The 24,838-nt window shown below is 64.9% G+C and carries 24 protein-coding genes and 1 riboswitch; of the genes, 14 read left to right on the forward strand and 10 right to left on the reverse strand.

Annotation, left to right across the window (positions count from 1 at the left end):
• Positions 1-85 precede the first annotated feature (85 nt).
• Positions 86-883 carry an NUDIX hydrolase gene (locus H7X45_RS13945; protein WP_187335381.1) on the forward strand — a complete coding sequence of 266 codons (798 nt, stop codon included), beginning with the start codon at positions 86-88 and terminating at the stop codon, positions 881-883.
• Positions 884-898: 15 nt separating this feature from the next.
• On the opposite strand, the gene H7X45_RS13950 is transcribed toward H7X45_RS13945, so the two are convergent.
• The gene (locus H7X45_RS13950) at positions 899-1,216 is read right to left on the reverse strand and encodes a 2Fe-2S iron-sulfur cluster-binding protein (protein WP_187335382.1); all 318 of its coding nucleotides are present in this window, start codon (positions 1,214-1,216) and stop codon (positions 899-901) included.
• A gap of 93 nt (positions 1,217-1,309) precedes the next feature.
• A riboswitch (cobalamin riboswitch) is annotated at positions 1,310-1,512 on the forward strand.
• Between the two features lie 86 nt (positions 1,513-1,598).
• Between H7X45_RS13950 and H7X45_RS13955 the strand changes: the two genes are divergently transcribed.
• Genes H7X45_RS13955 through H7X45_RS13970 form a run of 4 tightly spaced genes read left to right on the forward strand, consistent with a single transcriptional unit; the run spans position 1,599 to position 6,080 of the window.
• On the forward strand, positions 1,599-3,491 hold the full coding sequence (locus tag H7X45_RS13955; RefSeq protein WP_246449475.1) for a TonB-dependent receptor plug domain-containing protein: 1,893 nt from the start codon (positions 1,599-1,601) through the stop codon (positions 3,489-3,491).
• The gene (locus tag H7X45_RS13960; protein WP_246449476.1) at positions 3,491-4,345 is read left to right on the forward strand and encodes an ABC transporter substrate-binding protein; all 855 of its coding nucleotides are present in this window, start codon (positions 3,491-3,493) and stop codon (positions 4,343-4,345) included. The genes H7X45_RS13955 and H7X45_RS13960 overlap by 1 nt, the downstream gene beginning before the upstream one ends.
• A gap of 5 nt (positions 4,346-4,350) precedes the next feature.
• The gene (locus tag H7X45_RS13965) at positions 4,351-5,325 is read left to right on the forward strand and encodes a FecCD family ABC transporter permease (RefSeq protein WP_187337169.1); all 975 of its coding nucleotides are present in this window, start codon (positions 4,351-4,353) and stop codon (positions 5,323-5,325) included.
• Complete coding sequence (locus H7X45_RS13970; protein ID WP_187335383.1) at positions 5,316-6,080, forward strand: ABC transporter ATP-binding protein; 765 nt, start codon at positions 5,316-5,318, stop codon at positions 6,078-6,080. The genes H7X45_RS13965 and H7X45_RS13970 overlap by 10 nt, the downstream gene beginning before the upstream one ends.
• A 10-nt stretch (positions 6,081-6,090) precedes the next feature.
• Here the strand turns inward: H7X45_RS13970 and H7X45_RS13975 are convergent, their stop codons facing one another.
• Positions 6,091-6,594, reverse strand: coding sequence for a hypothetical protein (locus H7X45_RS13975; RefSeq protein ID WP_187335384.1), 504 nt, complete (start codon positions 6,592-6,594; stop codon positions 6,091-6,093).
• Between the two features lie 102 nt (positions 6,595-6,696).
• On the opposite strand from H7X45_RS13975, the gene trxB reads away from it, so the two are divergent.
• Both trxB and H7X45_RS13985 read left to right on the forward strand, forming a co-directional pair.
• On the forward strand, positions 6,697-7,692 hold the full coding sequence (gene trxB / locus H7X45_RS13980) for a thioredoxin-disulfide reductase (protein ID WP_187335385.1): 996 nt from the start codon (positions 6,697-6,699) through the stop codon (positions 7,690-7,692).
• 138 nt (positions 7,693-7,830) lie between these two features.
• A complete protein-coding gene (locus H7X45_RS13985) occupies positions 7,831-8,067 on the forward strand; it encodes a hypothetical protein (RefSeq protein WP_187335386.1) in 237 nt (78 codons plus the stop codon).
• Positions 8,068-8,237: 170 nt separating this feature from the next.
• Here H7X45_RS13985 and H7X45_RS13990 read toward each other — a convergent pair whose 3' ends face one another.
• The 4 genes from H7X45_RS13990 to H7X45_RS14005 form a co-directional block, all read right to left on the reverse strand.
• Positions 8,238-9,008: a molybdopterin-dependent oxidoreductase gene (locus tag H7X45_RS13990; RefSeq protein ID WP_187335387.1), complete on the reverse strand. Its 771-nt coding sequence runs from the start codon at positions 9,006-9,008 to the stop codon at positions 8,238-8,240.
• A complete protein-coding gene (locus H7X45_RS13995; RefSeq protein WP_187335388.1) occupies positions 9,005-9,844 on the reverse strand; it encodes a cytochrome b/b6 domain-containing protein in 840 nt (279 codons plus the stop codon). Before H7X45_RS13995 ends, H7X45_RS13990 begins: the two co-directional genes overlap by 4 nt.
• Positions 9,845-9,886: 42 nt before the next feature.
• Positions 9,887-10,834 carry a sodium:calcium antiporter gene (locus H7X45_RS14000; RefSeq protein WP_246449477.1) on the reverse strand — a complete coding sequence of 316 codons (948 nt, stop codon included), beginning with the start codon at positions 10,832-10,834 and terminating at the stop codon, positions 9,887-9,889.
• Between the two features lie 194 nt (positions 10,835-11,028).
• A complete protein-coding gene (locus H7X45_RS14005; RefSeq protein ID WP_187335389.1) occupies positions 11,029-11,358 on the reverse strand; it encodes a hypothetical protein in 330 nt (109 codons plus the stop codon).
• 220 nt (positions 11,359-11,578) lie between these two features.
• On the opposite strand from H7X45_RS14005, the gene H7X45_RS14010 reads away from it, so the two are divergent.
• The 6 genes from H7X45_RS14010 to H7X45_RS14035 are packed head-to-tail and all read left to right on the forward strand — an operon-like array spanning position 11,579 to position 17,800.
• Positions 11,579-12,949: an MATE family efflux transporter gene (locus H7X45_RS14010; RefSeq protein WP_246449478.1), complete on the forward strand. Its 1,371-nt coding sequence runs from the start codon at positions 11,579-11,581 to the stop codon at positions 12,947-12,949.
• Positions 12,950-12,983: 34 nt separating this feature from the next.
• A complete protein-coding gene (locus tag H7X45_RS14015) occupies positions 12,984-14,207 on the forward strand; it encodes an argininosuccinate synthase (RefSeq protein ID WP_187335390.1) in 1,224 nt (407 codons plus the stop codon).
• A gap of 2 nt (positions 14,208-14,209) precedes the next feature.
• Entirely contained in the window at positions 14,210-15,172 is a 963-nt protein-coding gene (locus tag H7X45_RS14020; protein WP_187335391.1) for a calcium/sodium antiporter, read from the forward strand.
• 47 nt (positions 15,173-15,219) lie between these two features.
• Entirely contained in the window at positions 15,220-15,669 is a 450-nt protein-coding gene (locus tag H7X45_RS14025) for a DUF3429 domain-containing protein (protein ID WP_187335392.1), read from the forward strand.
• A gap of 10 nt (positions 15,670-15,679) precedes the next feature.
• Positions 15,680-16,396 (forward strand): aquaporin, encoded by a 717-nt coding sequence (locus H7X45_RS14030; RefSeq protein ID WP_187335393.1) that lies wholly within the window; start codon positions 15,680-15,682, stop codon positions 16,394-16,396.
• 45 nt (positions 16,397-16,441) lie between these two features.
• On the forward strand, positions 16,442-17,800 hold the full coding sequence (locus H7X45_RS14035; protein ID WP_187335394.1) for a methyltransferase family protein: 1,359 nt from the start codon (positions 16,442-16,444) through the stop codon (positions 17,798-17,800).
• A gap of 10 nt (positions 17,801-17,810) precedes the next feature.
• On the opposite strand, the gene H7X45_RS14040 is transcribed toward H7X45_RS14035, so the two are convergent.
• Together H7X45_RS14040 and H7X45_RS14045 are read right to left on the reverse strand one after the other, a co-directional pair.
• The gene (locus H7X45_RS14040) at positions 17,811-19,199 is read right to left on the reverse strand and encodes a glutamate--cysteine ligase (protein ID WP_187335395.1); all 1,389 of its coding nucleotides are present in this window, start codon (positions 19,197-19,199) and stop codon (positions 17,811-17,813) included.
• A gap of 74 nt (positions 19,200-19,273) precedes the next feature.
• On the reverse strand, positions 19,274-20,020 hold the full coding sequence (locus tag H7X45_RS14045) for a 16S rRNA (uracil(1498)-N(3))-methyltransferase (protein WP_187335396.1): 747 nt from the start codon (positions 20,018-20,020) through the stop codon (positions 19,274-19,276).
• A gap of 138 nt (positions 20,021-20,158) precedes the next feature.
• On the opposite strand from H7X45_RS14045, the gene ubiA reads away from it, so the two are divergent.
• Positions 20,159-21,100 (forward strand): 4-hydroxybenzoate octaprenyltransferase, encoded by a 942-nt coding sequence (gene ubiA / locus H7X45_RS14050; RefSeq protein WP_187335397.1) that lies wholly within the window; start codon positions 20,159-20,161, stop codon positions 21,098-21,100.
• Positions 21,101-21,121: 21 nt separating this feature from the next.
• Here ubiA and H7X45_RS14055 read toward each other — a convergent pair whose 3' ends face one another.
• Both H7X45_RS14055 and smc read right to left on the reverse strand, forming a co-directional pair.
• Complete coding sequence (locus H7X45_RS14055) at positions 21,122-21,346, reverse strand: hypothetical protein (RefSeq protein WP_187335398.1); 225 nt, start codon at positions 21,344-21,346, stop codon at positions 21,122-21,124.
• Positions 21,347-21,351: 5 nt separating this feature from the next.
• Entirely contained in the window at positions 21,352-24,786 is a 3,435-nt protein-coding gene (smc, locus tag H7X45_RS14060) for a chromosome segregation protein SMC (protein ID WP_187335399.1), read from the reverse strand.
• Positions 24,787-24,838 lie beyond the last annotated feature (52 nt).

Genomic DNA, 24,838 nt, shown 5'->3' on the forward strand with positions numbered 1-24,838 from the left:
CGGACGGGACTCGACCGAGCTCAGCTACGGCCCCCTTGCTTAGAAATTTCATCGCATTTCGGCCGCGAAACCGCATATTGGCATCATGCCGAGCCCAAGCGACACCGACAGCCTTCCCCCCGCCACTCCCGCAGCGACCGTCGTCATTTTTCGCACCGATCCGGACGGCGGGCCGCCGCTGCTGTGCATGGTCGAGCGGTCGGCCAAAATGGCGTTCGCACCGGGGGCCGCGGTGTTTCCCGGCGGCCGCGTCGATCCCGACGACTATGACCTGGCCGAACGGTTGGCACCGGAGCTGGAACGTGAGGAAGGGGCTGCGCGCATCGCCGCCATTCGCGAAACGCTTGAAGAGACCGGGCTTTCGATCGGAATCATCGCTGGCGGTGCGCATCCGGGCAGCCGGGAACGCGCCGAGGTGCGCGCCGCGCTGAACGATGGCGTGCTGTTTTCTGAACTGCTGGAGGAGCGCGGCTGGTCGCTCGATCTGGCGCGCTTCACCTATTGGGCGCGCTGGCGGCCGCCGGGGACCATCGAAAAACGCGTGTTCGATACGCGCTTCTATATCGCCGATGCGGGTGACGCCGTGCTGCGCGGAGAGGCCGACCGCACGGAGAATACATCGCTATTCTGGGCAAGCGCCCAGGAAGTGCTGCGCCGCGCCGATGCGGGAGAGATCAGCGTGATCTTTCCTACGCGCCGCAATCTTGAACGGCTCGCGCTCTTTTCCGATTTCGAAGCTGCGCGCGTGCATGCCGATAGCGTGCCCGTGCGCATGGTGCTGACCTATGTCGAGGAGCGCGCGGACGGGGAATATATCTGTCTGCCGGACGGCCATGGCTATCCGGTGCTGGAAGAACCGATGTCCCGCGCGCTCAGGGGATAAGAAAGATCGGAGAGCTCAATCTTCCGCTGCGATCGTGACCTTCAGGCCGTCGAGCGCGTCGGTGATGGGGATCTGGCAGGACAGCCGCGAATATTCGTTGCGATGATCCGAACTTTCCAGAAGGTCGTCTTCGTCCATGTCCATTTCGGGCAGCTTGTCCATATAGGACGGATCGACATGCACATGGCAGGTGGCGCATGAGCAGCAGCCGCCGCACAGCGCCAGCAGTTCGTCGAAGCCATTGTCGCGGATCGTTTCCATCAGCGTGAAGCCGTCTTCCGCCTCGACCGCTTTTTCTTCCCCGTCGCGTCCTGTCACCCTGATCGTCGGCATGTTGGCTCCTGTTTCGTCTCTATTTGCGGCCGGACATAGGGAGATCGAACGGGGTTGGAAAGGGCGATTGCCTTAGCCCCACGCGCCATCTATGGGCGCGGGCAGGCCATGGGTTTCCGCGGGCGACCGCGGGACGAAGAGGGAAGTCGGTGGGGGTGTGATCCCGAATCCGGCGCTGCCCCCGCAACTGTGACCGGCGAGCGCGCGCTTCGATTTGCCACTGGAGACATCCGGGAAGGTGGAGCGCGATGCGGTGACCCGGGAGCCAGGAGACCTGCCCATAGCCGCTGTCTTTTCGGCCGGGCGGGGTGCACCGGAAGAAACGAGGGCTCTCCTTCGCGCGACGGCATGGTTTTGGTCGTCGACGTGAAAGGACAATATAGTGCGACTATCGATCTCTCTCCTGCTGGCAGGCATTTGCCTGCCGGCCTCTCTCCATGCGCAGGATCTGGGCAATCTGCCGCAGGATACGCAGGACCCTACCATCGTGGTCACCGCGTCGGGCCTGGAACAGCCGGCGGATGATACCGGCCAGGCCGTCACGGTTATCACCCGCGACGAAATTCAGGACTTCCGCTCGCTCGACGAGGCGCTGGCCCGCACGCCGGGAATCACCGTGGCGCGCAACGGCGGCATCGGCCAGACCGCAGGCGTCTTCATCCGCGGCGCCGAGAGCTATCAGACGCTGGTGCTGCTCGATGGGGTGAAGATCAACGATCCCTCCGCGCCGCAGGGCGGGGTGGATTTCGGCCAGCTGCTGGCCGGCAACATCGCGCGGATCGAAGTGCTGCGCGGGCCAAGCGGCATCGTCTGGGGCAGTCAGGCGATCGGCGGCGTCGTCAACATCGTCTCCGACCAGCCGACGGACGGCTTTGAGGCGCGTGGCCGCGCTGAATATGGTTATCGCGATAGCGCGCAAGGCTTTGCCAATATCGCCGGCACCAGCGGCATCCTGGAAGGTAGCGCGGGTGCGGGCTATCTGCGCACCGACGGTATTTCCGCCTTCGACGAGAATCTCGGCGGGACGGAGCGCGACGGCTATCGCAACTTCACCGCGAACGGGAAGCTGCGCGTGAACCTGTCCGAGGCGCTCAGCCTCGATGCGCGCGGCTATTATATCGACGCGAAGACCGAATTTGACGGCTTTCCGCCGCCCAATTTCACGCTGGCCGACACCGGTGATTTTTCGAAAAACAAGCTGTTCGTCGGTTATACCGGCGCGAACCTCGCCCTTCTGAACGGACGGTTCAAAAACCGTTTCGCCTATACCTATACCGATGTGAGCCGCGATAATTTTGAGCGGTCCGGCGGGGCGGACGTGCCCAGCTTCCTTAGCCAGGGCAAGCTCGACCGGTTCGAATATCGCGGAGAGCTGTCGCCGGTCAGCGCCGTGACGCTGCTGTTCGGTGCGGAGACGGAGCTGTCGCGGTTGGACACCATCTCGCCCGCCTTCGAGACGCAGCCCAACCGCTATTCCCAGCGTCAGAATGCGATTTATGGCGAGGCGATTGTCCGGCCGTTCACCGGCCTTACCGTCACCGGCGGGCTTCGCTACGACGATCAGGAAAAGGGCGAGAGCGAGACCACCTTCGGCGCGAACGCCGCCTACAGCCCCAATGGCGGTGCCACTGTGCTGCGCGCCACTTATGCAGAGGGCTTCCGGGCGCCGTCGCTGTTCGAAAAGTTCAGCGCCTATGGCACAGCGTCGCTCGCCGCCGAGCGGGCGCACAGCTATGATTTCGGGATCGAGCAGAACTTCCTGCGCAATGCGGCGCAGGCGCGCGTCACCTATTTCAACCGCGATACCGAAAACCAGATCGCGTTCGATAACGCCACCTTCACCTATCTCAACATCGCCGCCACTCATGCGGAGGGCGTGGAAGCGGCGCTGCGGCTGCGGCCGACCGACCGGCTGGATGTGACCGGCCAGTATAGCTGGGTCGATACCACCAACCGTTCGCCCGGCGCAAATTTCGGCAATGATCTTGCCCGGCGGCCCGAACAGACGGTGAGCGTTTCCGCCGATTGGCAGAGCCCCTGGGGCATCGGCCTGGGCGCGGGCGTGCTGGTGGTCGGCGACAGCTTCGACAATGCGGCCAACACCGTTCGGCTGGACGGCTACGCCATCGCCGATGTGCGCGCATCCTATGGCATCACCGAGGGGATCGAGCTCTACGGGCGCATCGAGAACCTGTTCGATGCGCAATATGAAACGGTTGCCAATTACGGCACGCCGGGCCGCGCGGCCTATGCGGGCGTCAGGGCGCGGTTCTGATGCAAATGAGGGCGGCGCTTCTGCTGGTTTGCGGGCTTGGCGCCTGCGCACCGGCAGCGGCGCCGCCCGCCAGCCCTCCGCACGATCCGCAGCGGATCGTCTCGCTCAATCCTTGCACCGACGCGATCCTGACAAAGCTGGTGGAGCCGGGGCGGATCGCGGCGATCAGCGCCTATTCGCAGGACCCGCAGGCAAGCTCCATGGATGTCGACGAAGCCCGCCGGTTCGACAGCGTCGGCGGCACGGCGGAAGAGGTGATTGCCCTGAAACCCGATCTGGTGGTGACGGGCGCACATCTATCTCCGGCCACGCGCAACGCGCTCGATCGGCAGGGGATCGCGGTGCAGGTCTTCGGCGTGCCTGCCACAATCGCGGAGAGCCGCCAGCAGATTGCGGACATGGCGCAGGCGCTGGATGCCCCGGAACGCGGGCGCGCGCTGCTTGCCCGGATCGATGCGGCGCTGGCGGCTGCGCAGTCGGACGCGAAAACACCGGCACTGGTTTGGCTCGGCGACGGGCTGGTGCCGGGGCAGGGCACGCTGGTGGGCGACGTGATGAACCATAGCGGCTTTCGCAACGCGAGCGCGGATTATGGCCTTGCCAGCTGGGACGTGCTGCCCAGCGAATATGTGGTCGCGCATCCGCCGCGCGTGGTGTTCATGGACCGGCGCGGTAGCTCTGCCGCATCCGGATCGCGCGAGGACGGCGCACGCCGCCGCCGCATCGATGCACTGCAAGCGAGCGGGCAGCGGGTGCAGATCGAGGATTTCCCGCAGAACCTGCTCTATTGCGGCGGCCCGACGCTGATCCCGTTGGCGAAGCGCCTTGCGCAGGCGCGGCAGGGCCTGCGCTGATGGTTATGAACCGCCCCGCAAAGCTCGCGCTGCTCACCGCGCTCACGCTCCTTCTATTCGCGGGCTCGCTGATGGCGGGAAAGGTCTGGGTGCCGCTGTCCGCATGGTTCAGCGCCGATCCGCGCTGGTGGATCATCATGGAACTGCGCCTGCCGCGCGCGATCCTGGGTCTCGCCATCGGCGGGATGCTGGGGCTCTCGGGAGCGGTCTTGCAGGGTTATATGCGCAATCCGTTGGCCGACCCCGGCGTGCTCGGCATCAGCTCGGGCGCTGCCTTCGGCGCGGTGGCGGCGATCTTTTTCGGCGTGGGAGGCAGCCTTCCGGCCCTGTTTGGCAGCGCGATGGCGGGGGCGGGCGCGGCGATCCTACTGCTCGGCCTGTTCGTCGGCCGATCGGCCAGCGCGGTCTCGCTGATCCTGGCGGGCACCATCCTCGCCAGCCTGGGCGGCGCGCTCACCGCTTTCCTCATCTCCATCTCGCCCAATCCCTTCGCGACCAGCGAGATCGTGACCTGGATCATGGGCGCGCTCACGGACCGCGGTTATGCGGAGGCCGCCTGGGCGCTGCCCTGCATCGCGCTCTCCGCGGCGCTGCTTCTCACCACCGGCCGCGCGCTGGATGCGCTGGCGCTGGGGGAGGAAAGCGCGAAATCGCTGGGCGTCCATATGGGCCGGCTGCAAGTGCTGATCGTTTGTGCTGTCGGCCTCGGCGTGGGGGCCGGCGTTGCGGTGACGGGTGTGGTCGGTTTTGTGGGGCTAATCGTGCCGCATCTGCTGCGCCCTTGGTTCGGTGAGCGCCCGTCCGCCCTGCTGCTACCCAGCACCCTGGGCGGCGCGGCGCTGCTGCTGGCGGCGGACAGTCTGGTGCGGCTGGCCCCCGGCGCGAACGAAGTGAAGCTGGGCGTTGCCATGGCGATGATCGGCGCGCCCTTCTTCTTCTGGCTCCTCTTGCGGCACAAGGGGCGCATTCTGTGGAATTGAAGGCGGAGGATATTGTGCTTCGCCTGGGCGGAGCGAGCGTGCTGGACGGCGTATCAGCGAGCTTTGCGTGCGGCCGCATCACCGTGCTGCTCGGCCCCAATGGCGCTGGCAAATCCAGCCTGCTTAAATGCCTGACCGGTCTGGTCGCGCCGGAAAGCGGCAGGGCAATCCTGAATGGCGCGCCGCTCGCCTCCACGCCGGGGCGGGAACGGGCAAGGCATCTGGCCTATGTTGCGCAGGATCCGGTGGTGCACTGGAACCTTGCCGTGCGCGAGCTAGTGGCGCTTGGCCGCCTGCCGCATCGCGGCCCGTTCGGCGGCCCGTCACCGGTTGATCTGGCTGCGGTGGACAAGGCCATGGCCGATACCGAGACGACCGTTTTCGCGGACCGGCCCGTGCACAGCCTATCCGGCGGGGAGCGTGCGCGCGTTCTGTTGGCGCGGCTGCTGGCGGGGGAGCCGCAATGGCTGCTCGCCGATGAGCCGCTCGCCATCCTTGATCCTGCGCATCAGCTCGACATGCTGAAATTGTTTCGCCGCGCCGCCAATGCGGGGGCCGGGGTTGTGCTGGTGCTGCACGATCTGAATCAGGCCGCCCGGATTGCGGACGACGTGCTGGTGCTGAAGACGGGGCGGGTGGTGGCAAACGGCCCTTCTGCCACCACGCTCGATGCCGCGCTCCTCAGCGATGTGTATGAAACGCGGATCGAGGAGACGACCGGCCCGGATGGTCGGCGGCTGTTCTTCACCGTCTAAACGCTGCCGATCAACGCTGCGGGGCCAGCAGGACCACAGCCTCCGTGCTGTCCGGTACCACCGGCTGCGTCGTGGGATTGCGCGGATAGGCATTCCCGTCGAACCGCATCCACGCCTCGGCGGGCGCGGCGCCGCCCCCGCCGATGGTCACGCCGAGATCGTGCCAGCCATTCGTCATGCTGCCGAGTTGCCGCACCGGCAGACGGGAAACGGACATCCGCGTCACCTCACGGTAGCGGCCATCCTCCGGGGTCAGGATCAGCAATGAGCAGCCGCCGGAGCCGCAGTTTCCCGGTGCCGAGAGATAGATGACGGCCTCGAACGTGCCGTCGCCGTTCAGATCGCTGAAGGTGCTGCGGAAATCGTCGGCCCCCGCCTTCGGCGCTGTTCGGGCAAGATAAGCGGCCACCGTTTCGGTTTCGGCAACGCTGTTGCCTTGTGTCATCGCGCAGGATGCGGTGAGGACAGCAGGCAGAAGCGCCGCCGCCTTTCGGATGGTTCGTAAACGGATCATCGGACTGCCATAGCACGGCTTGCCCATAGCCAAAATCATCGGCCTTGGCCCGCACCGGGTTCCTGCCTATGTCCCGTGCCAACAGATATTCGGAGTGTTTTCATGTCCACGCATCATCTCAGCGACGCGCGCTATGCGCCGGTGATCATCATCGGATCGGGCCCGGCCGGCTATACCGCCGCCGTTTACGCCGCGCGCGCCAATCTCTCGCCGATGATTATCTCGGGCGTCGATCTTGGCGGCCAGCTGATGACCACGACCGATGTCGACAACTGGCCAGGCGACGATGCCGGCGTGCTTGGCCCCGACCTGATGGAGCGGATGAAGAAGCATGCGGAGCGCTTCGGCACTGCGCTCGTCACCGATCATATCGACGAGGTGGACTTTTCGCAGCGTCCGTTCAAGCTGAAGGGCGGGGCGGGGCATTACCTTGCCGACGCAGTGATCATCGCGACGGGCGCGAGCGCACAATATCTCGGTCTGCCGTCGGAAGAAGCGTTCATGGGCAAGGGTGTGTCCGCCTGCGCCACCTGCGACGGCTTCTTTTACAAGAACAAGCCCGTGGCGGTCATCGGCGGCGGCAACACCGCGGTGGAGGAGGCGCTCTATCTCTCCAACATCGCCAGCCACGTCACCCTGGTCCACCGCCGCGACAAGCTGCGCAGCGAGAAAATCCTCCAGGACCGGCTGTTCGAGCGGGAGGCCGAGGGCAAGGTGACCATCCTGTGGGATCATGTGCTGGACGAGGTGCTGGGCGACCCGATGGGCGTCAACGGCATGCGGGTGAAGTCCGTGAAGGACGATTCGACCCGCGATATCGAACTGCACGGCGTATTCATCGCCATCGGGCACAAGCCCAATACGGGACTGTTCGAGGGTCATCTGGAAATGAACGGTGGCTATATTCGCGTCGAAAGCGGCCTTAACGGCAATGCCACGCAAACCAGCGTTCCAGGCGTCTTTGCGTGCGGCGATGTGATGGATCACGTCTATCGCCAAGCAGTTACGTCCGCCGGCACCGGGTGCATGGCCGCGCTCGATGCCGAGAAATTCCTTGAAATCGAGGGCGTTTCCGACCGCATAAATGTTGCAGTCTGATGGCTTAGTCGCGCTTGCGGAACGCTTTATCCGCGTCTATGGCGAAAATCGATCGGGAACCGCAGCCCTATCGACCCATTGATGCGCTGAGCGCGGAGCCGTAACAACGGCCCGTCTACACGCTAAGGAGTGAAAGTTATGAAGAAGTTCGTTATTCTGCCCGTCATCGGTGCCGCCGCCCTCGCCGCTTGCTCGCCGAGCGCCGACGAAACCGCAACCGACACCATGACCACCGACACCATGGAAACCACCGACATGGCCACCACGGACATGATGACCGGTGACATGATGACCGGCGAAATGGCCACTGGCGACATGATGACCGGTGACACCATGGCGACCCCGGCTGCCGAGGCAACCACCGAAGCCATGTAAGACTTTTCGCAAAGCGCAGCGCTTTGCGACAGTTTTCAGCCGCGTCGGAGCATATCGCTCCGGCGCGGTTTTCTTTTGGGTTTCAGCGACGTGGGAATTGGCCGGGGTAGGCTCGTGGTTAAGCCGGATTAGATGATGCGGCGTTTCGAAGACCAACGCAGGCAGCGGAATCAGATACCGGCATACCATTCGTAGCGGGCGACATCTTCCCAATAGCCGCCCTTGCCGCCGTAGATGCCATCGAGGCTCTCCACCGCTTCGATACCTTGCACGAACTTCGCCTGTTTATAGCCTAGCTGCCGCTCGATTCGCATGCGGACCGGCGCGCCATGGCCAATGGGCAGCCGTTCGCCGTTCATCTGCCACGCCAGAATCGTCTGCGGATGGAAGGCGTCGACCAGATCGATCGATTCATAATAGGGCCGGTCACCGAAATTGTCGGCGCAGCGGAAGACGATGTAGCGCGCCTTGTCGCTCAAGCCCGCCATCTTCAGGATCGGACCCAGCTGCGGGCCTTGCCATTGGCCAATCGCGCTCCATCCCTCCACACAGTCGTGCCGGGTAATTTGCGAGCGCTGCGGGAGCGACCGGATGCGCTCAATGCTGAGTTCCAGCGGCCGCGCAACCAACCCGGTAACGGGAATGCTCCAGTCCGCGAAGTTCGTGGCCATATGCCGCAGATACGCCGCCGAATCGGGAAAGGTGTTCCCGTTCGTTCGGAAAAGGGGGCTGCGCTCGCCCGGACGATATTCCTTCGCCAAAGCTTCGCGCGGGGATACGGCGCGCTGGAAGCGGCGATTGAGCCCGCCGACCTGATCCAGCATGTCGGCAGCGACGGGGCTCTGAACGATCGCATCGCAGCCTGACAGCAGGAGACCCCCGGTGCCTGCGGCGGCGCCGGTCAGGAAGCGGCGGCGTGGCAGGATGAACTTGTCGGTCATGCCCGTTCCTCCGTCTCGCCGCGATCCGGCAGCCGATAACGTCCGGTGATGATCGAGCGGAGTTCGTTCAGCGGGCCGGCCAGGATCACCATCGCGATATGTACGAAGAAGAAGGCGACGAGCGCCCAGCAGGTGATGAAATGGATGGAACGCGCGCTCTGCCGCCCACCGAACAGATCCAGCAGGAAGCCCCAGCCCGCGTCCATCTGGGGCGACATGGTGAGGCCGGTCAGGACCATCAGCGGCAACGCGATGAAAATCACGCCGATATAGCTGAATTTTTGCAGGATATTGTAGGTGCCGGGCTCACCCGTATCGAACCGCAGCTTCGCATGCGCACGGATGTCGCGCCAGATATGGGAGGGTCGCCACTCGCGTTTTCGGATGTGCAGATCGCGCGCGATATGGCGGTTGGCAAGCGACCAGAGCATGTAGAACAATAGGCCGAAGCCCAAAATCCAGGCAAATGCGAGGTGCCAGCGCCGCCCTTCCGCCAGGCTGTAGCCCGAAGGAATGGTGATCCATCCCGGAAACGCCCAGGCCTGCCGCTGGCCCTGATCGTTCGTCCAGACGCCCAGCACGCCGGTCGTGTCCACACTCGCCTCGCCGATCCGCAGATAGCCTTCGCCATTCCGCTGGCCGATCTCCAGCCAGGCGGGATCGGGATTGGCACCATATTGGCCCCAATAGAGCCGCGGATGCGCGTTGAAGATCATCAGGCCGCTCATGAACATCACGATCAGTGTGACGAAGTTCACCCAGTGCCAGACGCGTGTCGACAGCCGGTGACGCTTGATCACCGTTCCGGGCGGCAGGCTTTCGGCTTCTTTGTCCATGTGCTTCACCTAATTCCCTTCGATCCGGCGCGCCGGAAAGTTTCAGCCCAGCGCAATCTGCAACACCGCGCCGCCGCCCCATAAAGCGATTAGCAGCACTGATTCCCAGCCGATACTGGCTGGACCGCGCCGTTCGCGGCGCAGCAGACCCATCAGAAGAATAGCGGTCATGACCGCCACCAGCGCCATCCAGAACACCGTGCGATCGCTGATCGCGTTGTAGATGCTGCCGTCTCGATAGGCCACGTCGCTCGCGGCGATGAACAGTGCATCGAACATGTTGCCGCCGATAATGCCGCCAACGGCCAGTTGGAGCGCGCCGCGGCGCACTGCCGCTACCGTGGTCACGAGTTCGGGCAGCGAGGTGACGATCGCCGTGCCGAGCGCGCCGACCACGCCGCCGCTGATGCCGAGCCGTCCCGAAAGCGCGATCCCCGTCTCCCCGACCAGCCAGCCGGCAATGCCGACGATCAGGACCAGCCCCAGAAACATCGAAACCAGCAGGGAAAGCGGTCGCATATCCTCGCACTCGTCATCCGCTTCGCTGCGCGTCTCATCGGTCTGGCGCGGCGTCCACATCGGTTGTTCGTGGATGCGGTGGGCGTTGTGCAGGCCGACGAGGTAAACCACCACCAGCACCGGCGTCATCGGGTGAACACCTAAGAAAGCGACCGGCGGGGCCATCGCGGCCATGATCGGCAGCACGATCAGGATGATCAGCAGCGTTGCTTGTCCCAGATTGACCGGGCTGGCCGCGGCATGTTCCAGATTGACCTTGCGGTAGAAGATGTCGGCCAGCGCCAGAAACATGGTCTGCGCCGCAATGCCGCCGAGCGCGTTGGAAACGCTGAGGTCCGCTGCGCCGCTCGCCGCGGTGCTGGCCGACGTAACGATGCCGGCGATGCTGGTGCCCGCGCCGAGCAGGACCGATCCGATCAGCGCCTCGCCCAAGCCGGTGCGATCCGCGATCACATCGGCCAGTCCAGCCATCCGCGTGCCCAGAAGCGCAATGACCAGGGCCGTTCCCAGGAATATGCCGGCAATGGCCGCAGTCGAAAGGCTGGCGATATCCGGCAGGGGGCAGGTCTCCGGTGAAGACCCTTCTGTTAGGTGGGTGGCGAGGGTCTGGCAACAGACCGAACGTCCGCAATTTTTGGCGTGATTATTTTAGCGTTTTGCCGCGATCACGCCTTCAACCAGGCGAGGGCCTCATCGCGGTCGGTGAAGAGCTCCATCTTTGCGATGACATTCTCTGACTGAATGATTCGGCGGAACTGCATCCGGCTGGTGCCTTCCCCGAACAGGATCGCGACCTTTTTCGACGGCAATTTCGTGTTCTGGCTGTAGTCCACGAACGCGTGGATGAGCTCCTGGGGTTGAATGCGCAGTTGCCGGATATCCATCAAGGTAGAGTGATCGCTTGCCGGCGGACCCAAAGACCGGACCGCGTCGTTTTTCGAAGTCTGCAATTCCCAACCCTCGTCGGCATCGAGATTCGCGCCGATGATCAACATGACGATCCGGTGGCGCCGATCAACCTCAACCGTATACACCAATTCTCTCCACTACTTCGTTTCGCTGCCGAATCTCCTCCGCTTCTGCCGGGCGATCTATACTGTGGATGTTTAACTTTCGGTCAAGCGGAGGCCGGACCTACCGCCGCACGATGTTACGCTGCCCGCGCTCTGGCCGTATCGGCTTGTCAGCCCGCTACGGACGCCGCATGGGCGGGCCATGGCCGCGCTTCCTCTCACCCGCCGCTCCATCTTCGCGCAAGCCTGGCCGATCATGGTTGGCCAGGCGTCGGTGCCGCTGGTTGGCATCGTGGATGCCACGGTGATCGGGCGGACCGGAGACGCCGCGGCGCTGGCCGGTGTGGCGCTGGGCGCAACGATCGTAAACCTGCTGTTCTGGAGCTTCGGCTTCCTGCGCATGGGCACTACCGGGCTGGTGGCGCAGGCCGACGGGCGGGCGGACGATTGGGAGGTGCGCGCGTTGCTCCTGCGCTCGCTCGCATTGGGGGCGGGCTTCGGCTTTTTGCTGCTGGCGCTGCAATGGCCGCTGTCGAAGCTCGCCTTCGCTCTGCTTTCGGGCGGAGAGGCTGTGACGGGCGAGGCGGGGGCTTATGTTGCCGCGCGCTTCTGGGGCGCACCCGCCGCGCTATCTGTTTTCGCCATCAACGGCTGGCTGCTGGGGCTGGGCCGGACGCGCACGGCTTTGGCGCTGCAAATTTTGCTGAACGCCGTCAATATCGGACTGGATGTCGCCCTCGTCTGGGGACTTGGTCTGGGCGCGGCGGGCGTCGGTGCCGGAACGGCTGGGGCCGAAGGGACCGCCGCACTCGCAGGCCTGATCCTCTGCCTGCGCTTTTCCGGGCTGGACCTGCGCGCCATGCTCGCCCCTGCATCCCGCAAGGCCGTGTTCGCTTGGGACGCGATGAGGCGGCTGATGGCGGTGAACGGGGACATCATGATCCGCACCATCGCGCTGCTGTTTCTGTTCGCCTGGTTCGCCAATGCCGGGGCGCGGCTCGGCACCGCGCCGCTCGCCGCGAACCATGTGCTGCTCCAGTTCGTGAGCGTGGCCGCTTTCATCCTCGATGCCTTTGCGTTCACCGCGGAAAGCCGCATCGGCAATGCGGTGGGCCTGGGCTCGCGCGCGCAATTTATGCGCGCAATCCGGCTGACGGGCGAGTTTTCTGCACTCGGCGGCGCATTGCTGGCGCTGGCTTTCTGGACGGCGGGGCCGGGCGCGATCGCTCTCATCACGACGGACCCGGCGGTGCGGAACATCGCAGAAGCCTTCCTACCGTTCGTCGTCGCCATTCCACTCATCGGTATGCCCAGCTGGTTGCTCGATGGCATCTTCATCGGTGCAACGCGGGGCCGGGCGTTGCGCAACGCGGCGCTGCTATCGACCGGGCTCTATCTCGCGCTCGATCTGGTCCTGCGCGGGGACCATTCGCTGGGCGGCAATGGCGGCGTATGGACGGCGTTTCTGATGAGCTATGTGTTCCGCGCGGGGGCGCTCGCGCTGTATTTTCCCGGACTGCTGCGTTCCCTGAAAGGTGAAAGCGCGCTTGATAGGCGCGGCGCGGCGGACTAGCGCGAACCGCGTCTAGACAAGGAGTTCTCCCGCCATGGCCAGCAAGCCCCAGAAAGTCGTCCTCGCATATTCCGGGGGACTCGACACCAGTGTCATCCTGAAATGGCTGCAGGTGGAGCGAGGCTGCGAGGTGGTGACCTTCACCGCCGATCTGGGGCAGGGCGAAGAGCTTGGGCCGGCCCGCGACAAGGCCGTGAAGATGGGCGTGCCGGACGATCACATCTTCATCGAGGACCTGCGCGAAGAGTTCGTGAAGGACTATGTCTTCCCGATGATGCGCGCCAATGCGCGGTACGAGGGCGACTATCTGCTCGGCACCTCGATCGCGCGGCCGCTGATTTCCAAGCGCCTGATCGAGATCGCGCGCGAAACCGGCGCGGACGCCATCGCGCACGGCGCGACGGGCAAGGGCAACGATCAGGTCCGCTTCGAACTTAGCGCTTATGCGCTGAACCCGGACATCAAGATCATCGCCCCCTGGCGCGAATGGGATCTGACGAGCCGCACGCGCCTCATTGAATGGGCCGAAGAGCATCACATCGACGTGCCCAAGGACAAGCGCGGTGAAGCGCCGTTCAGCACGGACGCGAACCTGCTCCACACCTCGTCCGAAGGGCTGGTGCTGGAAGATCCATGGGAAGAGACGCCCGATTACGTCTATTCGCGCACCGTCAATCCGTGGGATGCGCCCGATACCCCGCGCGATATCGTGATCGGCTTCGAAAAGGGCGACGGCGTGTCGTTGGACGGCGAGGCGATGTCGCCCGCCACGCTGCTGACCGCGCTCAACGAGCTGGGCCGCGAGCATGGCATCGGCCGGCTCGATCTGGTCGAGAACCGCTTCGTCGGCATGAAATCGCGCGGCATGTACGAAACGCCGGGCGGCACGATCTACGCCGCCGCGCACCGCGCGATCGAGCAGCTGACGCTGGACCGGGGCGCTGCGCATTTGAAGGACGAGATGATGCCGCGCTACGCCGAGCTCATCTACAACGGCTTCTGGTTCAGCCCAGAGCGCGAGATGCTGCAGGCCGCGATCGACCACAGCCAGCAGAAGGTAACCGGCGAGGTTCGCCTGAAGCTTTACAAGGGCGGGGTCCACATCACCGGTCGCCGCGCGGATGTGAATTTCGATCTCTATTCCAAGGACGTGGTCACGTTCGAGGATGATGCCGGCAAATATGACCAGCGCGATGCGGAAGGCTTCATCAAGCTGAACGCCCTGCGCTTGCGCCTGCTCGGCCGCCGCCCGAAATAAGCATGCTGGCCGCCTCGCTCGCACTGGTGGCAGGGCTCGTCCTGCTGGTCGGCGGCGGCGAGTTTCTCGTACGCGGCGCGGTGGCGCTGGCCGAGAAAGCGGGGCTGAGCCAGCTGCTCATCGGCCTGACGATCGTAGCCTTCGGCACCTCGGCGCCCGAACTGGTCGCCAGTATCGAGGCGGTGCGCTCCAACGCGCCGGCGATCGCCTGGGGCAATATCATCGGATCGAACCTCGCCAACAGCCTGCTCATTCTTGGGTTGGCCGCGGTGATCTTTCCGCTGGCGGTGGAGAGAAAGCCGCTGTGGCGCGATGCCGGGCTGGCGCTGGCGGTCACCGCCATGCTGTATCTCGGGGCACTGGCGAACTTGATCGGGACGGTGGCCGGCATCGCCGCGCTTATGCTCCTCGCCGCCTATATCGTGTTCGCCTATTTCAGCGAGCGCGCCAGCGGTGCCGCCCAAAAGGAAGCGCGCGCCGCCGCGTCGGACGGAGAGGAAAACGCCAAGACCACGCCGCTGTGGCGATCGGTGCTGTATCTGATCGGCGGGCTGGCGGGCATCGGCTTTGGCGGCGAGTGGCTGATTTCCGGCGCGGTGGACATCGCCACCTATTTCGGCCTGTCGCAGACCACCATCGGCCTTACCATCGTGGCGATCGGCACCTCGCTGCCCGAGGCGGTGACCACGATCATCGCCGCTATGAAAAAGGCAAGCGCGGTGGCGCTAGGCAATATCCTGGGATCGAACCTGTTCAACCTGCTCCTGATCGGCGGCGTCACCGCCTTGGCGGCCCCCAATTCCATGCCCGCGGAGCTGATTTCCTTCGGTCTGCCCTATCTGCTGGCGATCACGGTCATTATGCTGTTCTTCGCCGTGACGCATTACCGCGTCGGACGGCGTGAGGGCGGGGTGCTGCTGGCGCTGTTTGTGGTGCAGCTCGTCTTCAGCGTCCATTCCGCCTGAGCGATCAAGGCTTCGACTTCGGTCCAAAACGGCGATAGGCTTGGACCATGGATGAACCCAAGCCGAAGACCCTGCCACCGCTCGTCATCGCACTGACCGCCGCGGGGGTCATTCCATTCGCGGCGGGCGCGCTGTACCTGATCGTGCCGATCGGCCCGGAGGGTTATTACCCGCTCGTCCGCACGGCCTTTGCCTGGTGGGCGGTGATTATCCTCAGCTTCATGGCGGGCACCTTTTGGGGCCTTGCGATCGCGCGCCGGGCCGATCCGCTGCTTCTCATCGGAAGCAATATCGCGGCGATTGCGGCGTGGCTCGCGCTTCTGTTTCTTCCTGCGAACGTGATTCCGCTGGCCATCTCGGTGCTGTTCGCGCTGCTTCTGCTTTTAGACTGGCGCGCTTATTCGCAGGGCACCGTGCCGCTTTCCTACCTGCGGCTGCGTATGGCGATTACAAGCGCGGTGGTAATCTGCCTCGGCGTGCTGGTGGCCGCCAACTGAGGGACAATCGATGAGCGAGCATCTGCTGAGAGATGCGGTGCCGCGCCGGGCGCCGTATCCCGGCACCGCGCGGCGGCTAGCCGCCGAAGCGCTGGGCAGCTTCTTCCTGTTCGGCACGGTCATCGGATCGGGCATCATGGGCGAAACGCTGGCGGGCGGGAATGTCGCCATCGCGCTTCTGGGCAATACGCTGGCGACGGGCGCGATCCTGTTCGTCCTTATCACCATGCTGGCCCCCATCTCCGGCGCGCATTTCAACCCTGCGGTGACGCTTACCGCGCTGATCCGGCGAGAGATCGGGGCAGGCGAGGCGGGCCTCTATACGCTGGTCCAGCTGGCGGGCGGCATCCTGGGCGTCTGGGCGGCACATCTGATGTTCGAACTTCCAGTGATCCAGTTCTCCACCCATGTGCGCTCAGGCGCGGCGCAGGCGTTCAGCGAGGGGATTGCCACCTTCGGGCTGATCGTCACCATCCTCGGTACGGTGCGCTATCGGCCTGCCTGGATTGCGCCCGCCGTCGGGGCCTATATCAGCGCGGGCTACTGGTTTACGAGCTCCACCAGCTTCGCCAATCCCGCGATTACCGTGGCGCGCGCGCTCAGCGACACTTTTGCCGGCATTGCCCTGCCCGATGTGCCGCTGTTCCTTGCCGGACAGATTGTCGGCACCTTGGTGGCGGTTGTGCTCTGCCAGTGGCTGTTCGTTGCGGAGCCTGACGAAGGTTAAGCCGTCTTCACCGTCCGCTTACCTTCTTCGGTTAAGCGAGCGGGCATGAGCGATCGCGCATCATCGGTCCGCCCGGCATCTGCCGTGGGTATCGGCGTCGGCCTGTCCGGACTGACGGGCCTCGCTATCTGGGTGATGATCGCACGCAATTTCGGTGCGCTGGCCGATATCCTTGGCTTTCCAGGCCTCCCGGAGCGGGCGAGCGGGCCGAATGCGGCGCTGCTCGGCATCATCGCTTGCGGCGCCCCCATGATCCTCTGGTCGCTTCTGATCGAGAAGGTGCATCGGCGGCCGAGCACGGGGATCGACTGGTCGCTGAAGCGCCCGCTGGCGGACGTGGTCGATATTTCCATCGTGAAGATCACCGGTTTCTGGGCGACCTGGGGGCTGATAGCCGCGGTCTATGCGGTGGGGCGCTTTTGGTGGAGTACGCGCTTTGCCGACTATCCGTTCTCGATGCAGCTGTTCGAGATTGCCCTGGTGCCGCTGATCGTCCTGTCCGTTCCCTATATCGTCTGGTTGGACCGGCACCTGATCGAGCCGAAGGACGGCGCCTGGCATTTCGGTGCCTGGATCGCGGGGCGTGACGGCTGGGACCGCGAAATGATCCACCACCACCTGCGCGCCTGGGCAGTGAAGGGATTTTTCCTGGCGTTCATGCTGGCCATCGTGCCGTCGGGCTTCAGCACCGTTGTGAATTTCGATCTTTCCGAAATCGCGCGAAATCCCGTCTGGATCGCCAGTGCGCTGATCACCACCATGTTTCTGGTCGACGTTCAGCTCGCCACCGTCGGCTATCTGCTGACGATGCGTCCGCTCGACAGCCATATCCGTACCGCCAACCCCTATCTCGCCGGCTGGGTGGCCGCGCTGATCTGCTATCCGCCCTTCACGCTGATGAACGGCGGCGGGCCGCTGGATTATCAGGTGGGCACGGCCAGCTGGTCGAGCTGGTTCGCGGGCTACCCGGCGCTGCTAGCCATCTGGGGCGCGCTGCTGGTGGTTCTGACCGGCGTCTACGCCTACGCCACCGTCGCCATCGGCTTGCGCTTTTCCAACCTCACCCATCGCGGGATTTTGACGCATGGCCCTTACAAGTGGACGCGGCATCCGGCCTATCTCGCCAAAAACGCTTATTGGTGGGCGGCGACCTTACCGTTCATCGTGACCAGCGGCAGCCTGACCGATGCCTTACGCAATAGCGCGCTGATGGCGCTGGTGAGCGCGGTCTATTACTGGCGCGCCCGGACCGAGGAGAAGCATCTCCTCGCCGATCCTGTCTATCAGGCTTATTATGACTGGTCGGAAGAAAACGCCGTCTGGCGGCGCTTCCTGCGCAAATTCAGCGGCGGCCGACTGGGACAGCGCACGCGGCCCACGGCGGAGATCGTGCCAGCGGAATAGCGGCGCGATCTTAAAAACTTTCCTCGTCATAGACATGGCTGACATCGCCGTTCCAGCGGCCATGATAATGATCCAGCATGCGCTCGGCATGGGTCTTACCGCTGGCGACCACTTCGTGGAGGGGATCGAGGAAGCCGGTTTCATTGTCGCCGCTGCTGTTCAGGCGGGCGCGGGCGGTGAGGCCCTGCGCGGCGATGGCAAGCACCTCACGCGCCAGATCGCGCAGCGTGCCGCCGCCGGGGATCGGCGCTTTCAGGGCGTGCTTCGGCACGGCATCGCGCAATTCCTGCCGCTCATCGATCGTCCAGTCCTTGACCAGATTCCAAGCCGCATCGAGCGCGTTCTGATCGTAGAGCAGGCCGACCCACAGCGCGGGCAGGGCGCAAATGCGGTTCCACGGGCCGCCGTCGGCGCCGCGCATTTCGAGGAAGCTTTTCAGGCGCACTTCGGGGAAGGCGGTGGACAGATGGTCCACCCAGTCGCTCTCGGTCGGCCGCTCCCCCGGCAGCACGGATAGCTTTCCGTCGAGGAAATCCCGGAAACTGAGGCCCGCCGCATCGACATAACGGCCCTCGCGGAACACGAAATACATCGGCACATCGAGCATATATTCGACATAGCGATCATAGCCGAAGCCGTCCTCGAACACGAAAGGCAGCATGCCGGTGCGGTGCGGATCGGTGTCCGACCAGATGTGGCTGCGATAGCTGAGATAACCGTTCGGCTTACCCTCGGTAAACGGCGAGTTGGCGAACAAGGCGGTGGCGAGCGGCTGGAGGGCGAGGCCGGTGCGGAATTTCTGCACCATGTCCGCTTCCGAAGCGTAATCAAGGTTCACCTGGATGGTGCAGGTGCGCAGCATCATATCGAGGCCCAGGGTGCCGACGCGCGGCATATGGTCCATCATGATCTTGTAGCGGCCCTTGGGCATGACGGGCAAATCGCTGCGCGCCTTGTCCGGCCACATGCCGAGGCCCAGGAAACCCTTGCCGGTTTCCGCGCCGATCCTCTTCACCTGGTTGAGATGGCGCCCTGCCTCCGCGCAGGTCTGGTGCAGATTGTCGAGCGGCGCTCCGGACAGTTCCAGCTGCCCGGCAGGCTCCAGGCTGACGGTGCCGTCCTCACCGCTCATGGCGATAACGTTCATCTTGCCGTCCGGGCCCAGCTCCTCGACCGGGGACCAGCCGAACTGCTCGAGCGACAGCAGAAGATCGCGAATTCCGCCCTCTTCGGCATAGCTGGGCGCGGCATGCGTATCGCGCGAGAAGACGAACTTCTCGTGCTCCGTGCCGATCCGCCAGCGATCCTTCGGCTTTTCGCCTCCGATCATGGGGGCCAGAAGGTCGTCCCGGCTCTCGATAACCGGATCGTTGCTCGTCGAATTGGACCGCGTGCTCATGCGCGCTGCTGTAGGAAGCCGTGGCCGCTATGGAAAGGGGTTGGGTGGCAAAGCGGGACTTAGTCGTGAAGATCTCAGCCCCAGTCTCCGCGTCCGGCCATCCACAGGCTTACCGCGGCAACGGCGGCGGTGTCGGCGCGCAGGATGCGGGGACCCAAGGAAACCGGCACTGCCTGCGGGCATGCCCGGATCGCCGCATTCTCCTCGTCGCTGAAGCCGCCTTCAGGGCCGATCAGGATCGCCGCGGGGCCTTCATGCGCCCTTAGCGCCGAACGGAAGGAGCCGCCGCCGCGCTCGTCGCAAAAAAATAGGTGTCGGCCTTCCGGCCAAGCGGCGAGCATCGCGGACAGCTGGGTGAGTTCTCCAAGTTCGGGCAGCGCGTTGCGTTCGCACTGTTCGGCGGCCTCGATCATGTGCGCGCGCAGGCGATCATCTTTCACCTTGTCCACGACGGCGCGCGCCGTCGCCACCGGCTGAAACCGGCGCACGCCGAGCTCGCTCGCCTTTTCGGCCACCCAGTCGAAACGCTGGCGCTTGATCGGTGCGGCGCAGAGCCAGAGATCCGGTACGTCTTCGCGCGGGCGCAGGCGCTTGCCCGCCCGCACGGTGAGATCGCGCTTGCCCGTCTGCACCACCGTTGCGGCATAGTCGCCGGTCTTGTCGTCGAACAGGGTGAGCGGGGCGCCTTCGCCCAGCCGCATGACCTTGAGCAGATAATGCGCCGCGGGGCCGTCCAGCGCCACCTCGGTGCCTTCATTCAATTCCTGCTCGACGAAAAGTCTCGGCGCGGAGCGCGGTGGCCAGGCGGGCGTTGCGGGCATGAATTTCCCTCTTTCAATCCGTTTGCCGCCGAGCTTGCCGACGATGGCGCGGCACAGCGATGTCTGTTTTCCCTCAGCGAATCATGACAACCGAACAGGGCTTCGACAAGCTCAACCCGAACGGTGTAGGGGGCAGGAATGACTCAGAATGATCGATCCGGCGCGGAGGCCGGGCGCGGACGTAGCGGCGTACCGGACAGCGAACATCGCGGGCTCATCGGCCTCCTCCCACCCGCCGCGCGTCCGTTTGCACTTCTGGCGCGGTTTGACCGGCCGATCGGCTGGTGGCTGCTGTTCTGGCCCTGTGCTTTCGGGCTTGCCCTGGCAGGCGGCGCGGCAGCGCGCTGGGATCTGCTGCTGTGGCTGCTGCTCGGTGCCATCGCGATGCGCGGCGCGGGATGCGTCTATAATGACATCATCGACCGAGATCTGGACCGGCAGGTTGCGCGCACCGCATCGCGCCCGCTCGCGAGCGGAGCGGTTTCGCGCAAGGCGGCATGGATCTGGCTGGGCATGCTATGCCTGATCGGACTGATCACCTGGCTGCAGCTGAATTGGACCGCGCGCCTCGTGGCGCTCGGCAGCCTCGCGCTGGTCGCGGCCTATCCCTTCATGAAGCGCATTACCTGGTGGCCGCAGGCATGGCTGGGCCTCGTGTTTTCATGGGGCGCGCTGGTCGGCTGGAGCGCCTTTACCGGCACAGTGCCGCTGGGCGCGATCCTGCTTTATGCTGGATGCGTCTTCTGGGTGATCGGTTATGACACTATCTATGCGTTACAGGACCGTGAGGACGACGCGCTCGTCGGCATTCGCTCCAGCGCGTTGCGACTGGGCAAGAACGTACGCGTTGGCGTCGCCAGCTGCTATCTGGCAACGCTTGCGCTGTGGCTCATGGCTTTCGGGCAGCGTTTCCCTGACCCGTTCGCCTATCTGGCGCTGTTGCCCGTCGCCGCGCACCTTGCGTGGCAAGTGGCAACGCTCCGCCCCGAAGATGGAGCGGACGCATTGGCCAAATTTCGGTCGAACAGGTTCGCGGGGCTATTGATGGCCCTTGCCTGCTTCGTGGTGGGAACCGCCTGAACCCGTCAGACGGCGGCGCAATCAGGGAAGCGCTTTTTCCAGGAACACCACATCGTCCTGTTCTGCCACGCGCATCATGGCGCCGCATCCGCTCGGTACGATCGGGCTGGGGGATTTCATGTCGTCAACCAAGCCACCCTTCAGGGCATCTGCTTCGGCGTCGGTGAAAATGTAAAAGTCGGTCTGATCTAGTTGTTGCATGCCAATGATATAGCATGCCTCCCCCAAAATTGCAAATCGCTGCAATAATCTTACTCCGCTGCGAGCAATTCCTCAGCAGCGTTGAGGTCCACCGAGACGAGCCTGCTCACACCATGTTCCATCATGGTGACACCGAATAAACGGTCCATCCGGCTCATCGTCACCGCATTATGCGTCACGATCAAATAGCGCGTTTCGGTTTCTTGGGTCATTCTTTCCAAAAGCCCGCAAAAGCGTTCGATATTGGCATCGTCCAGCGGTGCATCGACTTCGTCCAGCACGCAAATCGGTGCGGGGTTTGTGAGGAACAGGCCGAAGATCAGGGCGACCGCAGTCAGGGCCTGTTCGCCCCCTGAAAGCAGCGTCAACGCCGCCAGCTTCTTGCCCGGCGGCTGGGCCATGATTTCCAGCCCCGCTTCCAGCGGATCGTCGCTCTCGATCAGCTCCAGATGCGCCGCGCCGCCTTCAAACAGCGTGGTGAACAGCCGCTGGAAATGGCCGTTCACCGCCTCGAAGGCGGCGAGCAGGCGCTGGCGGCCTTCGCGGTTGAGGCTGCCGATCGATCCTCGCAGTCGCGCGATCGCCTGGGCCAGCTCGTCCGCCTCGGCGCGGCTGGTGCCGATCTCGGCAGTCAGCTCCTCCAGTTCGCTGTCGGCGACCAGATTGACCGGCCCGATCCGCTCGCGCGAAGCCTGCAGCTTTTCCAGCTGGGCCGAAATTTCCAAGGCGTCGCGGTCTTCGGACGCATCGAAATCATGCACCTGCGGCAGTGCTTGCGGCGCACATTGGAAGCGTTCGGAGGCAATGCGAACCATTTCGGCGCGGCGCAGTTCCTGATTGTCCGCCCGCGCAGCCGCACCCGCACGCTCTTCGCGGGCACCGGACAGCGCCTCCTCCGCCTCGGCCAGCTCAGCCTCGAGCGCGCGCAGCTTTTCATCGGACTGGGTGAACTCGCTCTCATGGCTCGCCAGCGCCTGCGTTGCCCCAGACGCCTCGCGTTCGAGACCTGCAATCTCCTCGTCCAACTGATCGGGTCTGTCGGCGATCGTATCGAGCTGCCGGGCGGTGTCTTTCCGGCGCTTTGCGAGCGCGGACTGGCGCTCCACGGCATCGCTCTTGCGGCTCTCATGCGATCGGATGTCGGCCTGTGTCCCGGCGCGGCGCTCACGGGTGGCGGCGATCGACTGGTCCAGCGCGGAGAGGCCTGCCTGCCGCGTGCGCAAAAGATCGCGCAGCGTGTCGCCCGACCGTTCGAGTTCTCCTGTCCGCTCGCGCAGCGCTGCGTCATCGGGCAGTTGCGCGAGCGCGCCTTGCGCATCGGCCAATTGCTGCTCGGCCTCGCCGCGCCGCTCCGCATTGGCGGAAATGCGCGCCTCCAGATCGGCGCTGAGGCCCTCGCTGCGTTCGATACGGCCTTCCGCCCGGTCGCGCTCCCGTTTTGCTTCCCGTTCCGCTTCCTCGGCAGCGCGCACGCGCTGGCGGGCACCGGCAATCACTTCGTCGATCTGCCCGCGCTGCTCGGCGATCTGCGTCTCGCGCCTTTCCAGCTCGGTGATCTCGGTCTGCTGGCTTTCGGTCAGGGTACCCAGTTCGCGCAGCCGGTTGCGCCGCACCAATTGCTCGGCAAGGTCGCCCGCTGCGGGAACGGTGGCGATAAAGCCGTCCCAACGCCGCATGAGCCCAGTGCGCGTCACCAGCCGCTGGCCTAGGGCAAGCGGCTGGCCATGGTCTTGTTCCACAACCCAGATTTGCGACAGGCGTGCGCCCAGCGCGGCGGGGGCCTCGACATGATCGGACAGTCGCTCGGCACCCTCCGGCCCGGCATCCTCGTGCGACGGCGCGCCGCCCCAGTACCGCGCCGCGCCTGCCTCCAGCGCGGCATGGAGATCATCCCCCAGCGCCGCTGCCAGCGCGGTTTCAAAGCCCGGTTCGGCGCGCACCGCATCGACCGCGCGTTTGCCGCCGCCTTTTTGGGACGCGAGCGCCTGTTCGATCGCCTTGGCTTCGCCGCGAAGGCCTGCCAGGCGGGAGCGCGCGGCGGATAGGGTCTGCGCCATTTCATCCGCGGCGAGGCGTGCAGTCTCACGCTCTTCGCGTGCGGCGTCCCACTGTGCATCCGCATCCGCCGCGGCTTTTTTATGCGACGCGATCTGCGCTTCCGCTTCGGTCAGCGCCTGCTTCAGCGCCGCGATGTCCGGCAGTTCGGCCAAAGCGGTCTGCGTGCGCTGGCGATCCGCATCCACTTCCGCCAGCCGCCGTTCCGCCGCCGCGCGCGCGGCGTTCGCGACCTGCCGATCTGCATCGATCCGGGCCAGCTCGGCACGTGCCTTGGCGAGCGCCAGCTCGTTCTCGCGCGCGGCGCGGTCGGCGGCGTCGAGTTCGCGTTCCAGTGCGGGGCGCTCTTCCTCGAGCCGGGTAAGCTCGGTGCCCACCTCCGCCACGCTGACGCGCAGCGCCTCCAGCCGCTCCACCGCATCGCGCCCGCGCCGGTCCTCTTCTGTCAGATCCTCCTCGATCTGTTCGCTCTGGCGGCGCAGGTCTTCGATCCGCGCCCCCAACTGGGCGCGCTCGGCACGCAGGGAGGCGAGGCGCGAATCGATCCGAGCCGCTTCTTCGCGCGCACGGCCCTGCCGTTCGCGGGCGCTCTCCAGCGCCTTGGCCGCGCCGTGGCGATCGATCTGCAGCCGCTCGCGCCGCTGCGCCGCCTGCTTCGCTTTCGCTTCAGCAGCGTCCGCTTCGGCACGCGCTGCTTCCGCCGCGCGGCGGGCATCGCGCCAGCGGACATGGATCAGCATGGCCTCGGCTTGCAAAATTTCCGCCGAAAGGGCCTTGTAGCGCATCGCCGCCTTGGCCTGCCGCCGCAGCGTTCCGGCGCGCGTGTCCATATCGCCCAGCATGGTATCGACGCGCTGCAGATTGGTTTCGGCCCCGCGCAATTTTTGCTCGGCATCCTTGCGGCGCGCGTGAAGGCCGGCGATTCCGGCTGCTTCTTCCAGCATCATGCGCCGCTCGGCAGGCTTTGCGGCGATCACCGCGGCGATGCGTCCTTGGCTGACGAGCGCGGGGCTGTGCGCTCCGGTGGAGGCATCGGCAAACAGCAGCGCCACGTCCTTTGCGCGTACATCGCGGCCATTGGCGCGATAGGCGGAGCCTGCGCCTCGCTCGATGCGGCGCACGACCTCAATCTCGCCTCCGTCTGCGGAGATCGGCCCAGCGGTGTCTTCGCCAATTTCCGCGAGCAGCGAAACCTCGGCGAACTGGCGCTGCGGGCGGGTGGCGGTGCCCGCGAAGATCACGTCTTCCATGCCCCCGCCGCGCATGGATTTCGGGCTGTTTTCGCCCATCACCCAGCGGATCGCTTCGAGCAGGTTCGATTTGCCGCAGCCATTGGGGCCGACGACGCCGGTCAGCCCCGGCTCAATGCGCAGTTCGGCGGGTTCGACGAAGCTTTTGAAACCGGCGAGGCGAAGCTTCTTCAGGCGCATGGAGCTATGCCCCCGCAGACCGTATCGAAGCTCCTCCGCGCCAAGCGGCGTT

The sequence above is a fragment of the Novosphingopyxis iocasae genome, from assembly GCF_014334095.1.
GTDB lineage: Bacteria > Pseudomonadota > Alphaproteobacteria > Sphingomonadales > Sphingomonadaceae > Novosphingopyxis > Novosphingopyxis iocasae.